The organism is Bradyrhizobium sp. IC4059, assembly GCF_020193615.1.
Taxonomy (GTDB): Bacteria; Pseudomonadota; Alphaproteobacteria; order Rhizobiales; family Xanthobacteraceae; genus Bradyrhizobium; species Bradyrhizobium yuanmingense.
This window is the reverse complement of sequence record NZ_JADYVH010000008.1, coordinates 284,570-297,788: the sequence shown is the minus strand read 5'-3', so window position 1 is coordinate 297,788 and position 13,219 is coordinate 284,570. Positions and strand designations below refer to the sequence as shown.

The 13,219-nt window shown below is 59.5% G+C and carries 6 protein-coding genes and 4 pseudogenes; 7 read left to right on the top strand and 3 right to left on the bottom strand.

Going from position 1 to position 13,219, the window contains the following annotated elements; genetic code table 11:
* Nucleotides 1-215 precede the first annotated feature (215 nt).
* The 5 genes and pseudogenes from I6F12_RS25405 (at nt 216) to I6F12_RS25385 (ending at nt 5,504) form a co-directional block, all read left to right on the top strand.
* Nucleotides 216-632, top strand: coding sequence for a hypothetical protein (locus I6F12_RS25405; RefSeq protein ID WP_249787056.1), 417 nt, complete (start codon nt 216-218; stop codon nt 630-632).
* Nucleotides 633-1,227: 595 nt separating this feature from the next.
* Nucleotides 1,228-1,485, top strand: a pseudogene (locus I6F12_RS25400) (transposase); the annotation flags it as partial.
* A gap of 518 nt (nt 1,486-2,003) precedes the next feature.
* Nucleotides 2,004-4,097 (top strand): prolyl oligopeptidase family serine peptidase, encoded by a 2,094-nt coding sequence (locus I6F12_RS25395; RefSeq protein ID WP_225157487.1) that lies wholly within the window; start codon nt 2,004-2,006, stop codon nt 4,095-4,097.
* Nucleotides 4,098-4,401: 304 nt separating this feature from the next.
* Nucleotides 4,402-5,161, top strand: a pseudogene (locus I6F12_RS25390) (IS5 family transposase).
* Nucleotides 5,162-5,348: 187 nt separating this feature from the next.
* Nucleotides 5,349-5,504 (top strand): hypothetical protein, encoded by a 156-nt coding sequence (locus tag I6F12_RS25385; protein ID WP_157784109.1) that lies wholly within the window; start codon nt 5,349-5,351, stop codon nt 5,502-5,504.
* Between the two features lie 513 nt (nt 5,505-6,017).
* On the opposite strand, the gene I6F12_RS25380 is transcribed toward I6F12_RS25385, so the two are convergent.
* Together I6F12_RS25380 and I6F12_RS25375 are read right to left on the bottom strand one after the other, a co-directional pair.
* Nucleotides 6,018-7,364, bottom strand: a complete 1,347-nt coding sequence (locus tag I6F12_RS25380; protein ID WP_225157486.1) for a pitrilysin family protein — start codon at nt 7,362-7,364, stop codon at nt 6,018-6,020.
* The gene (locus I6F12_RS25375) at nt 7,361-8,962 is read right to left on the bottom strand and encodes a pitrilysin family protein (RefSeq protein WP_249787055.1); all 1,602 of its coding nucleotides are present in this window, start codon (nt 8,960-8,962) and stop codon (nt 7,361-7,363) included. The genes I6F12_RS25380 and I6F12_RS25375 overlap by 4 nt, the downstream gene beginning before the upstream one ends.
* A gap of 619 nt (nt 8,963-9,581) precedes the next feature.
* On the opposite strand from I6F12_RS25375, the gene I6F12_RS25370 reads away from it, so the two are divergent.
* Complete coding sequence (locus I6F12_RS25370; protein WP_225157485.1) at nt 9,582-12,308, top strand: DUF5695 domain-containing protein; 2,727 nt, start codon at nt 9,582-9,584, stop codon at nt 12,306-12,308.
* A 29-nt stretch (nt 12,309-12,337) separates the two neighbouring features.
* A pseudogene (locus I6F12_RS25365) lies at nt 12,338-12,492 on the top strand (transposase); the annotation flags it as partial.
* A 401-nt stretch (nt 12,493-12,893) separates the two neighbouring features.
* Here the strand turns inward: I6F12_RS25365 and I6F12_RS25360 are convergent.
* Nucleotides 12,894-13,127, bottom strand: a pseudogene (locus I6F12_RS25360) (IS110 family transposase); the annotation flags it as partial.
* Nucleotides 13,128-13,219 lie beyond the last annotated feature (92 nt).

Here is a 13,219-nt window from a genome sequence, read left to right as displayed (position 1 = left end):
GTGGGTTTACCTAAGGCTGCGTGGCAGGCGACTTTCAGGGAGGGGGAACGTCGACGTTGAGGCAGGCTCTGCTGTTTGACCCCAAAGGAGCTCCGATCCGGCAAGACCACAAAGTCTTGTCAACGACTGGGACGAGATCCGCGACTGGTCGAACCAGGTCTATATGCCACACCGCGTATCCCCCACGGGCAAGCTGGCCCGCCCCGGATTCCACTATGCACTCGGCGCAGATCGGGCGGATTACTGTCACCCGCTTTGCCTACGGCATTCCCGTCAATATCAAGGAGTCGCAGGACGCGGGCCATGCGGTTGTCCTGACAACGATCGGTGACAACGCATCGCACTTCGTCGATGCGACCCGAGCTGAGGCAATCGCCATCGGCGAGAGCTCCGCCGTCGATTGCAGCCGAACAGACTACAATGTCGACTTCGATCCTGATCATCTCCAGCTCAATCTGACCATCCCGCACAGCGTGCTCGAGCGGGTTTGTCGCGACTGGTTCGGCTTCGTGCCGGACAATGTGCTCTGCCAATACAAGACCCGGATCGGAGGCAACAATTCGAGCTGGTTGGCTTTGATGGAATACATCGTGCGCTGCATCACCGATGCGCCCAGCTGTCTTTGCACGTGACCGCGTCGGGCGACACCTCGAGCAGACGATCTGTATCCACTTGTTGAACGAATGGGCCAGCCGCGCCGATCTGGACCGAGAGAACCCCCGCAAGCGGCTTGCCCCTCGCGCGGTCAGGCTTGCTGAACAATATATGGCCATCATGCGCCGAGTGCATTTCTTCGGGAGTAGCGACATGCAAGGCGTCAGGCGCGATCTGTGCGGTTCGGCTCCGGGACAGAGCGTGTCGAGTGTGGCCTATGCCTGGGCTACATAAACCTAGGCGAGTTCGCGCGCGCTTACCGCGCACGATTTGGCGAGCGACCACCGGAAACGCTCTGGCGCCGTTGACTCCCCAGACCATCGTCGGCTCCGCACCCGCTTGCTGTTTGAGTTTAGCGCCACGTCTCGGCGTTTGCTGGGCCACGGACAGCGGGTCGGCTGGCTCAGCCCGGCAAATTGCGCCGCCTGCCCAATTATGATGATGCATCGATCCCGGGCGCTCCCGAACTTGAGGCCAGATCACGTCGAAGAACGCGAGGAAGAACTAGGATCTGTACCTAATTAGTGAACCCTGATTGGTTCGCACCGAGTTGATTCGGCGCAGTGGACTTCGATGCGCAAAGGGCTGTTCTGGCTCAACGACAAGCAGTGGCCTCAGATAAAGCCGCATCTGCCCACGAACCAGCCTGGCCCGGCGCGCGATGACGATTGACGCATCATCAGCGGCATCATTCACATGCTTCAGTGCGGCGCACGCTGGCGCGATTGCCCGCCAGACTATGTTCCGTACACGACGATCTGCAATCGTTTTAATCGCTGGGCCAGGCGCGGACATTGGCAGGCGATCTTTAAAGCACTCGTCCGCTGCGGCAACAGCGCCCTTCCGTATCCGGGCGGGGCTTCGTTCATTTCGTTTGATCCTTGTGAGGCTGGCGTGACGTTTTGCGGAATAGCCGCGGCATGAGGTCTTCGATCCTGCTATGGGGATGCCGTTCAAGTACTTTGAAGGTCTGCTGCGAGATAGACAGTAGCTTTCTGCGTCCGAAAGCCGATATGAGAAGTAGGAGAGTATATCTTTGGAGGAAGGCGCGGAGCTCGCGCCGGGACTGCCGTTTTTGAGACGATACCGACAAAGTTGGTGGGATTGTCGTGCTTGAAACCAAGTTCAGGTGCTTCTCGGCCTCGGGCGGCTGGAGATTCCATCTGCTTTGATTGGCCTGCCTCTTGCAAAGTTCAGGCAAGTCGCAGACGCGATCTCTCATGTGACTCTTTGAGACCAAATCCAGCGCTTCGTAGCTTCCGTCCAGTTCGCAAGAGCTTGGCCGGCCGACCCAGTCCAGGACATGCCCCTAAATAAGTCGCTCCTCCTCGCGCATCACTCTCCATGACATGTTATCCTCGGCGTTTCCCCATACCTTAGTGGCCAGCGTGTCGGCAGGTGATCCTTTTCTTTGGCTTGAGAGGAGGAAGGCGCCGCGCGCATTGAGGTGGGCTCGCAAAGAGACCCGTAAGACACTAGTGACCCTACAATCGGATTGGCGCTATAGGCGCTTCCACCAGGGCGCGCTCACCATCAGGAAGGGCCGAGACGACATCCCGAAGGTTTCCTTGGGATGGCGCGGCCTAGACAATTTCACCCGAGACGAGAAGCACGTGCGCGGCATCTGGCGTCGTACCACGCTTGATAGCTATCGCACCAAAGAGCCGCAATGGGAAACTATTTTGGACGTGGACGCGTTAGCTGCGAAGGAGAAGAAGAATTGGGTTTTTAACGGAGACACCAGATGCCTACAGCCCGAAGAGAGGCTGTGCTTGGTCAAACTTTTCGATGGCGGAAGGGAAGCTGCATTTGTACGCGAGTTTGACCAAGATATGAAGGCCTTCGTCAAAACCGGCTTCAATCTCCCTGAGGGAAAGCAGGATGTCGACTGGGTAGACCGCGACACTATTCTGGTTGCGCGAGATTGGGGCAAAGGGACCATGACACGTGCCGGTCATCCCTTCGTCTTGAAGGAGGTCAAGCGCTCTCAGCCGCTCGCGCAAGCACGCGAGGTCTTTCGCGGCGAACGGACCGATTATAGGGTTGAGCCATTCGTGCTGCGAGACAATGAGGGCGCGGTCCATGCGACCGGCGCCATACGAGTCACGAGCCGCGATGAGCGGGAGTATATACTCCTGGGACCCAAGGGACCAATCAAGCTCCGTCTGCCCAAGCGCGCGGAGATCGGCGGCATCACCGGTGGCCGCCTGCTCATTAAACTTGATAAAGGCCTTGATGAAGATTGGGCGCCGTTCGGTGGCGCCGGCTTCAGGGGCGGCTCGATGATCTCGTATGATTTGGCGGAATGGAAGCGGGATCCGCTGCATGCCAGGCCCTCGCTTGTCTTTCAGCCCGGGCCTCGACAGGAACTCAGCGGCTTCCTCATCAGCAAGAGCTTGTTGATACTCACAGTCCTTGACAATCTTCAGGGCAAGGCATTCACCTACAAGTACGACCGCGGCACTTGGCGGGTCACGTCCATTCCACTTCCAGAAAATGCGAATGTCAGCCTGTTAACCGCTTCCGATACTTCCGATCGAGTAGTGTTCACCGTCTCCAACTACCTCAAGCCGACGTCACTCTGGTACTTTGACGCCGAGACCGAACACCTTGAGTCCTTGAAGGTCGCGCGTGAAAGCTTCAACGCGTCTAGACATGTCGTTGAGCAACTCGAGGCGACCTCGCGCGACGGAACGCGTATTCCTTACTTTTTGGTGCGGCCCCGTAACGCCCGTCTCGACGGTTCAATTCCTACTCTTCTCTATGGCTATGGCGGCTTTGGGCATCCCCTCCTGCCGTCCTATGATGGGGTCATGGGACGACTCTGGCTCGAACAGGGCAACGCATATGTCGTCGCGAACCTGCGCGGCGGCGGCGGGCTAGGGCGGCACTGGCACGAGGCTGCCCAGGGAGCGTCGAAGCAGCGCACATGGGAGGACTTCATCGCAGTTGCGGAGGACCTGATCAGGCGGAAGGTCACAAGTCCGCGGCGGCTGGGAGTGGTCGGCGCCAGCCAAGGAGGCCTGCTGGTGGGAACCGCGCTGACCCGGCGCCCCGATCTCTTCAATGCAGCGATCGCGCGGGTACCGTTGTTCGACATGCTTCGGTTCACCAAGCTGACATTGGGCGCGCTCTGGAGGGGTGAATATGGCGATCCCGCCATTCCCGACCAACGCGAATGGATCCAGCGTTACTCGCCTTATCAGAAGCTGGTGCCAGGCAGAACCTATCCGGCTCCGTTCATTCTCAGCGCGACTAACGACGACATCGTACATCCAGCACACGGCCGCAAGGCAGCCGCCAGGCTGCGTGCGCTTGGCCAGCCGTATTTCTACTATGAGGATTTCAACGGCGGACATGGGCCCGCCACTCCTATCGAAAGTGCTCGCCAGGATGCGCTCATCTACATCTATGCACATCGGCGGCTTGTCGATGGTGGGTGAAGTGGAGCACGATCAGGTCGTCAGCACGTTACTTTCACCAACGCTGACTAACATCAGCTCGTGCAGCCCTCGGCAGCTTTGAGAACTTCTCAGTGGAGGCAAAGTGGCAGTCGGCTGGAGACCCTTTCGATATTCAGGCAGCGCGCAAGGGAAGTCGCTAATTAGGCTCAGACCCCGCATGCCGACCAGCGCCTTGAAAAGCGGTGCCGGGTAATGAGCCATCGTTCGGCCGGCGCCTCCTAGGGTCTGTACCTAATTAGCGAACTCATTCCTTCGCACCGAGTTGATTCGGCGGGCGGCTTCGATGCGCAAAGGGCTGTTCTGGCTCAACCACAAGCAGTGGGCTCAGATAAAGCCGCATCTGCCCACGAACCAGACTGGCCCGGCGCGCGATGACGATCGGCGCATCATCAGCGTACCATTCACATGCTTCAGTGCGGCGCACGCTGGCGCGATTGCCCGCGCGACTATGGTCCGTACACGACGATCTACAATCGTTTCAATCGCCGGCCCAACCGCGGACATTGACAGGCGATCTTTGAAGCACTCGCCCGCTGCGGCAAGGACGGCGTGACTTTGTCCATCGACTCCATCACGATCAAAGCGCATCGCTCGGCGAGCGGCGGAAAAGGGCGAGCATGAACAGGCGATCGGCCGCTCGCGCGGTGGGCGGACCACCAAAATCCACGCGCTGAGCGACCCTGATTGCAGGCCTTGCGCATTTGATCTCACTCCATGGCAAGCCGCAGATCTTACTGCAGGTCGGCCCTCTTGGAACTCGCGCCGCCGATGTCTACCCTCTTTGGCGACAAAGGCTACGACGGCGTCGGCTTTCGTGCCGAAATCGTCAATCGCGGCGCAAAGCCCGTCACTCCAAACAAATCCGACGGGTAACCCTCCACACCTTCAGTAAGCGTGCCTACAAAAGGCGCAACGTTCTCGAGCGCTGTTTCAGCCGTCTAAGGATTTCAGGCGTGTCGCAACCCGATGACAAACTCGCCAGGAATTTCTTGGCTACCATCCACCTCGCCGCCATCACCGCCTATTGGATTACTTCAGCCTGAACCCTAACAGTCGAGTTATAGCCAGTGTTTTGACAGGCCTGGCCCATGGCATGAGTTGACGCATGAAAACTCGTGCGATTGTGGCCTCGAATGTGCGTCGGATCCGCTGAGATCAAGGTGTTTCACAAAGCTAAATTACCCACGAGGCCGGGATTGACCGCTCCTACATGAGTGGCCTTGAGCCGCCATGGGAAGACCCAGACAATTGATTTTCTCGACCGTATCGCCGAAAAAGCTGGACGTCGATTTTTTTGATGTTTGTGCAGCCGCCCAAACGCTGCGAGCTCTCCCGGTGGACTGGGGCATTCTGTTGGCACTGGAAAGTGCGACCGGCGCGGCCTAACGCGGTAACTTAACGTCCCCATGTTTGACGGAAGCTATCCGCTCATTCAGGTCGGCTAGCCCGCCGGCCTTGGGTTTATTGCAGTCGACCGGCGAGCCGCGGTTCGGAAGGATGACGATCTTTCATGTAGATTCTGGTCTACACGACCGGGCGGCTCTCCACTTAGCCGAAGATAACATCATGGGACGGACCCGCATCGGCTTGCTGTTCCAAGTTCGTCTTGCTGCGCGGGCTGCGATGTACTGCCGTACGCGAACTTCGTCGTCGCGCGCGTGTTATGAAGGTGCAGCATCTCACAAATCCGTCACCGATGTTTGCGTTGGATGCAGCCGCAATCAGTCCCGCAATTTCTCGACTGCCATGTTCGCAGGTCTAGCTTTGGGAAAGCTGACCGGGCGCCGAGCCAAGCCGCATTGCTCTCCTATCCAGGACAGCCTGCCGGTCCTCGCTTCAGGCGTTGAGGCCTTGCGTATTGTGGTTTGACGTCCAGCTCGGCACTTGACCGGGATGTAGTCATGGCACTGCGGAACGGCCGACGAGAACGGTGAGCAGACCGTCGCCCCACAGCCGCTGCGCAGCTCTCTTGGCATCCTCCAACGTCACCCCGTCGACGATGGCGTCGTGCTTTTCGAGATAGTCGATCGGCAGCTTGTCAAGCTGGTGCTGCAACAGCGTTCGCGCAAGCTTCGATGATGTGTTGAGAGCCAGTATCTGCGAGCCCTTCAGATAAGACTTTGCATCGTCGAGTTCCTGCTGGGTTGGCCCTTCCTCGGCAATGTGGCGGGCCTGCGTCTCGATCTCTTCGACCGTTCCGTCGGCACGGTCGGCGCGCGTGCCGCTACCGCCGACGAAAACGGCCGAATGATTCATCCAAACCAGGTGCTGACCGACGTAATAGGCCAACCCGCGCTTATCCCGGACTTCGCGGAACAGCCGCGAGGTCGGACCGGCACCGCCAAGGATGTGGTTGACGACACGGGCCGCCATGAAATCGGGTTCGCTGCGGCGGACGCCCGGACCGCCGAAAGCCATGACCGTCTGCGGTACGTCGAGCGGAATGAAGACCCGCTGCGGCGGCTTTGCTGCGACCACGTCAGGAACCGGCGTTGAATCCGAGCTGGCCGGCAGGCCGCCAAAACTGATGTCGAGCAGTTTGGAAAGGGCATCTGGATCGACGTCGCCAACCACCGCTATGTTGAGCGTGTCTTTGGCGATCACGCCTCGGAGGTAGCCCTTGAGATCCGCTACCTCTATCTTCGGCACGCTCTCGAGGGTACCTCTGGCCTGCCGAGCATAAGGATGATCCCTGAAGGCGACTTCGAAGAATTTGCGATTTGCGAGCGACGCCGGATTGGTCGAGTGATGTCGAAGGTTCGCAAGCACTCCGGCACGAATCCGTTCGACATCGGCTGGGTCGAAACGTGGTGAGGTTAGCGCCATCCGTAAGAGGTCAAAGGCTTCCTCCTTGGTGTCCTTGAGCATGTGCAAGCTACCGCGGAAGTAGTCGCGATGCGATGCAAAGCTCAACTTAATGGCGCGGCCATCGAGCCGCTCGTGAAAGGTCTTGGAGTCAAGATCGCCGGAGCCTTCGTCGAGCAGGCTAGCCACCATGTGCCCAACACCGGGCTTTTCGGCGGGATCCTGCGTCGCGCCGCCGCCGAAGGCATATTCCACCGTGATCAGCGGGACAGTTGCATCCTGCACCAACCATGCCTTTATACCGCAAGGCGAGACCAGCCGTTTGATCTTGGCCGCGGAAAGCGTGCTGCTGGCGGCAAACAAGCTTGGCCAGGCGAGCGTCGCGATTGACAGCGATGCTCCGGCGAGGAGAACCCCCCGTCGTGTGTAACAATAGGTCATGATCGCTTCTCCGCGTCTTTTTGGGATCGCTCTTTAGTGAGATAGCCTGTTACTGAGCGCTTCTTGTCGAGCCATTTGCGCGCGGCCTCGAGCACCTGTGCGTCACTAACAGCGCGGATGCCGTCCGGCCAGCCTCGGATCTCGTCGATGCTCTGTCCCGTCGTGAGCCGGCTGCCGTACCAGAGCGCAAGCTGTTCCTGGTCGTCGTGAGCATAGATTGCTTGCGCGATCAGCCGCGTCTTGACCCGCTCGATATCTTCGGCGCTCGCCGGATTATGCGCAATGCCGGCAATCACCTCGTCAATAGCGAATTCGAGCTGCCCGAAGTCGATGGCGGGTTTTGGTATGGCTGAAATCTCGAGTAGCCAATGATCGAGCTGGGCGGCCTCGTAGCCCGCCGAGGCGCTACTTGCGAGCTGCTTGTCAATTACCAGCGCGCGATAGAGATACGAATTGATGCCACCGCCTATCAATTCCGCGAGCACGTCAAGCACTGCGCTTTCGCCCGCACCCGCGGTGCGCGCCGACGGCACGAGATAGTAGCGGTACAGCGCTGGCTGCTCAACGCGGGCATCGGCCAGCGTCACGTTGCGCGGCGCGGCCGGCGTCGGCTCCTGAGGTCGCAAGCGTTCTGCGGGGATCGATGGTTGCGGGGGGATGCGGCCAAAACTCGTCTCCACCAGCGGGCGGATCTCGCCCGCCTCTACGTCACCGGCGATGATCAGGATAGCGTTGTTTGGTGCATAGAACCGCTTATAGAAGCCGAGCGCGTCCTCACGACCAAGCTTTTCGATCTCCTGCCGCCAGCCGATAATGGGGCGACCGTATGGGTGGTTAAGGTAAAGCGCCGCCATCATCTGCTCGACGAGCCGCGCACCCGGATCGTTGGCGGCCCCATTTAGTTCCTCGAGCACGACGTCGCGCTCGGACGACACCTGTTCATCTTCGAGGATGAGACCGGTCATGCGGTCGGCCTCAAATTCCAGCATCTTTCCGAGCTGCCCGCGCGGAACATGCTGGAAATAGCTGGTATAGTCGGTCCAGGTGAAGGCATTTTGGTAGCCGCCGACGCGCAGCACGGCCTGGTCAAATTCACCGGGCGGATGTTTGGATGTGCCCTTGAACATCAGATGTTCGAGGAAATGCGCCAGCCCCGATTTTCCAGGTGGCTCGTCGGCCGAGCCGACTTTATACCAGATCATCTGAGTTACGACGGGCGTCCGATGATCCGGAATCACCACAACCTCGAGCCCATTCTGAAGCGCAAAGCTGGCTGGTCGATCCCACCTCGCCTGAGCAAGAACGCCGCCCTCGTGTGAACCGTATCGGTTAGGAGTAGTGCTATCCCTCGTTCCGTCTTCGACCGGCGTAGTCCGCGTCATCGGGAAGGCACCTGCGGCGGTCTCCTTCGTGTTGGCGGTGACCGAACTCCGATCGCTCATGGTAACGCCTTTCGTTCCATATATATGCACCGACGGTGGCGGAGCAGAACAAGACTTGGCGGCCGCACACCGTCCGAAATGCAATGAAGCAAAGGCGGGGCCATTTGCCATGGGATGCGCCAGGGCGCGCGCCACCTGGATATAAAGCAGAACCAACGCTTATCCTGTCCAAAGGGCAGCTGTCGCCATGTCGTGAACACGACATGGCGCAAGCAGCCCTACAATTTGCCGAGATTGTAGAGCGACAACTTGCTCACATAGATTGGGCTGAGAGTTGATACGACAGCTAAACTTGTTGCAGCTTGCTATTAGACGTTTCGCTGCTGTGTCTTTTCCATATTCTGGAGTTACTACTCTGACGGTTGGTTCGCACGGAAACGGTAGAGCCAACGAGCGTCAGCTCCTTCAGGAACGTCCGCTTCTCCCGCTTGGTCGGCTCGGATCAACCACCCATTCCAGTGCGCTTATGTGGATCTGCTGCCGTGAGTTAGTGCTGCCGAGCATCGAACGCCACGGAGAGATCGAGCTCCAACTGATCCTACTCCTTGCGCCCCAGCATCTCGTCTGCTCCGCCGATCGCGACTCGCCGACAAGAACGGAGGCCTCCTTGCGTGCAAGGTCTGGTGTCCAAGGGCATCGTGAGGATCGATGGTGACGAAGCGGTGCCGACCGAACGCTGGGTACTTGAGAACGTATGTCGCTTTGTCGCGTTGACGTTTACGACGGGAAACGGCACGCCTTGATCATCCGTATGTAGCGATACCGGATACCGTTGATGACGAAGACCAAAGAGATGTCTAATGCCTGGACGTATACGCGTCGTACGATGCTGTTGGGCAGTAGCTTCTTGGGTAGCGCGTTGTTCGGGGGCGCTACGGTGCCTACACCCAATCGGCCGCAGCGCAAGGTTGCCATGGTGTTGAAGGCGGCCGACTCTCCCTTCGTCGTTGGGTGCACACAAGACGGCATTACCTCGTTGCGTTATCGTAACGATGCGTATGACACGGATTATGTTCTGCCTGGAGCCGTGCTGGGGACGGCTCACGCTAGAGTTCGGCGTGCCGGATCCGAGTGGCATACGCTTCGAGCCGGCGTTGATGCAACGAAGCCGATGCATAGCGCGGCCCTCGAACTAGCAGCCCGCGATGCTGGTGTCCTTCTCACGACCCGCCTCGCAGTCGACGAGGCTGGATTGACGTGGGAGATCATGCTGCGGAACGACGGCATGGCGAGCGTGGAGGTTGGCGACCTCTATTTACCCATGCCGATGAACACCGAATTTCCGGCAGGGCAACCGGTATCGATGGCTGTTTTGAAGCACAGCTTCGTCTCGGGGCATGGATCGCACATCCTCTGGATTCGCGGCAACAGCACCGGTCCGTTCCTCATGCTCTTACCGGAAGCGGACACGTCACTGGAATATTGGGATGTCCACAAGGATTCGGCCGAAGCCAGTGGGACGTGGTGCGCCTACATCTTGGGCGGGGCGGCCGCCGGCGAGGCAGTGGCGGGCGGGACTCGCTGGCGACAGCCGACCCATTCCCTGTCCCTGTCGCCGGCCGAGCAACGGCGTTACCGTCTCCGCTTCCAGTGGGTTGCCGATTACGAGGCGGCGCGCAGGGCTATCGCGGACGCCGGTCTGGTGGACGTGGAAGTAATGCCGGGCATGACGGTTCCCAACGACCTGCATGTCGACATCGCGCTCGCGTCCTCCATTCCGGTGGAGCGAATTGAGGCGGAATTTACCGGCGACACGGTGGTGCAACGGTTGCCGGATCGGGCTGGCAGGCGACTGTGGCGGGTTCGCTTTTCGCGATTGGGCGAGAACCGGCTGACTCTGCACCAGCCGGGTGCGCGCCAGACCTTTCTTGAATTCTTCGCTACCGAGCCCGTCGAGACGATGATGAAGAAGCGCGCAACCTTCATCGTGAAGCGGCAGCATCGTGACCCGTCCAAATGGTACGACGGTTTGTTTGGCGAGTGGAATATGGAGACGCAGGTCCTGCTTGGCCCGGACAATTACGACCGGATCAAGGGCTGGCGCATCTACGAGGTGACGTGCGACGATCCCGGGCTGAGCAAGCCCGCTTACCTCGCGACCAAGAATGCCGAGCATCCTGATGTGGCGGAAGTGGCGGCGCTGGATCGGTATATAGATACGTTCGTCTGGGGCGGGCTGCAACGTACCACACAGGAGGCATACGCCTACGGCCTCTACGGTATACCCGATTGGAAGCAGAACAGGGAAAGCAGCGATCCCGGCCCAAAGGGCCGCCTGCATATCTGGCGGCCTTATGACTATCCGCACATCTTCGCGATGTATTTGGCCATGCACCGCATCGCGCGTGACCATCCCGCGATACCCACCCGCCAGAGCGCACGAGATTATTTGGTACGCGCCTACGGTACGGCGCTGGCCATGTTCACGGTGCCGATGCGCGTGGTGATGTGGTCTGCCTACCGCACCGGCATCTGCAACGAATGTGTGATCCCCGAACTGGTTTCGGCGCTCACGACGGCGGGCTTGACGCGCGAGGCGGCGACGTTGGAGGCGCACTGGGCGCGTAAGGTGCGCGCCTTTGTCGATCCGAAGGCGGACCTGTTCAAGTCTGAATATCCGTTCGATTCCACAGCCTTCGAATCAACGCAGGCACTGGCGCGCTCGGCCCTTGACGACCCTGTCGCCATGGGGGTTTCGAAGGCGGCAGCGCGTGCCTTCGCGGAGCGTCAGATCGCTGCAAATCTGTTCTGCCGTGGCTGGCTGGAACCTGCTTATTACTACCTGGGCAGCGATTATCGCCGCACTGCGGGTGACGCCTATACGCTGACTTACATGGCGCAGATGGGTGGCTGGGCGCTGCTTGATCATGCGCTGAACGATGCGGACGACCCGCATCCGCTCCTTCGTCTCGGCTATGCGTCACAACTCAGCGCGTGGGCTTTGCTGAACAGCGGCCCTGCGTCGGCCGGTCATGGCTATTGGTATCCGGGCGAGGAGAATGACGGCGCGGCCGGTGGCGGCTTCGAGCCCGCGCCGAGCGGGACCACATGGCTCGGTCAGCCGCATCATCGTGGAACGTGGTATTACTCGTGCGAGATCGACCTGGGATTTTGTGGGGCGGTCCGCGCTGCTGCGACAATCGTTGCCGACGATCCCATCTTTGGGCAGGTTTGTCATGGTGGCATCATGGAGACGTTCGCTCACACCCTGCGTATCTGGCCACGTGATGGCGTGCGTCGACGGCTCAACGTGCGGCTCCAGTCTCTCCGATTGGACTTGGTGCTGCTCGACGCCCGATTCCGGGCGGATCGACCGATCATTCTGAATTTGGGGGAGGGGTGGATCAGCCTTACGCCTGAGCCCTTTGCCCCATCTGCATCGGGAGTGACGTTCGAATTGCGGTACGATGACGGGAGAAAGCGCAAGGAAGTCGTCGACATCACGGACAGCCAGATCGTCATCCGCTTGCCTGCGGCGCGCTTACCGCGGGTTCAACGCTAGGTTACCGATTATCGGGTGCGATCGGCACTTATGGCCTGCTGTTCCACGAGGCTTCCGAGGCGATGACGATCATCCCCGCAAATCCCGAGCATCTGGCGCACGTATCCGCATCGCCGCGGTGCTGCATACCTCGGGTTCGGCGATGAACCACCATCCGCGCATCCACATGATCGTGCCGGGGGGCATCGACGGCAAATTCAATATCGTTGAAATATGGAAAGCGTGAATGCCGTGGCCGCCCTCTCCCGGGAGAATCGCCTCTAGGCTATCAATCGGCACTGGAATGGGACCCCCATCGGCGTCCAACAGGGGCTCTGACTCATATGTGGAACGGCCCGGGCTGCAAGATCTTTCTCTGGTTGAACAAGGGATGACGGTGCGGTCATATGTTCGGCCCGTAAACGCGGCGGCTGGCCGCTGGCCACGATGATATCCGCGGAAGCAATCGCCCAGTCAATTTCTCCCGCTCGAAGCGCAGTGAGTCAGGCGGTCTGATCGCTACCGGGAATGTCGTCATTCGGGGGGCATCCAGATTTGCACCTTTCTCCTCGGCAGCTTTCTTCTTCCGCCGGGGAACTCTTAGGATTAGGTTTTCAGCATTGCAGCCGGCTCCTGATAGATGCCGCCTCTGACCAACAAGGCCCAGATGGTGCGCGCAACCTTATTGGCGAGCGCCACCGATACGACGTTGACCGGCCGTCTTTGCAGCAAAGTCTGAATCCAGAGCGGGACTTTCAAGCCTCGTTTAGCAAGCTTGATGATTGAGGTCGCACAAACGATCGAGAGCGTTTGTAGTTGCCGATTTCCACGCTTTGATATCGCCCGAGCCTTTCTTTCCCGCCGCTTGACTGCGACCTCGGCGTCAGCCCCCGTCCAGGCCGGAGGATGACGATGGTCCCGATCCATCGGCG

Excerpts from the sequence above, each read along its gene's own strand:
- I6F12_RS25405 (WP_249787056.1), top strand. The coding sequence starts at position 216 with ATGCACTCGGCGCAGATCGGGCGGATTACTGTCACCCGCTTTGCCTAC.
- I6F12_RS25395 (WP_225157487.1), top strand. The coding sequence starts at position 2,004 with ATGTTATCCTCGGCGTTTCCCCATACCTTAGTGGCCAGCGTGTCGGCA.
- I6F12_RS25385 (WP_157784109.1), top strand. The coding sequence starts at position 5,349 with ATGGGAAGACCCAGACAATTGATTTTCTCGACCGTATCGCCGAAAAAG.
- I6F12_RS25380 (WP_225157486.1), bottom strand. The coding sequence starts at position 7,364 with ATGACCTATTGTTACACACGACGGGGGGTTCTCCTCGCCGGAGCATCG.
- I6F12_RS25370 (WP_225157485.1), top strand. The coding sequence starts at position 9,582 with ATGACGAAGACCAAAGAGATGTCTAATGCCTGGACGTATACGCGTCGT.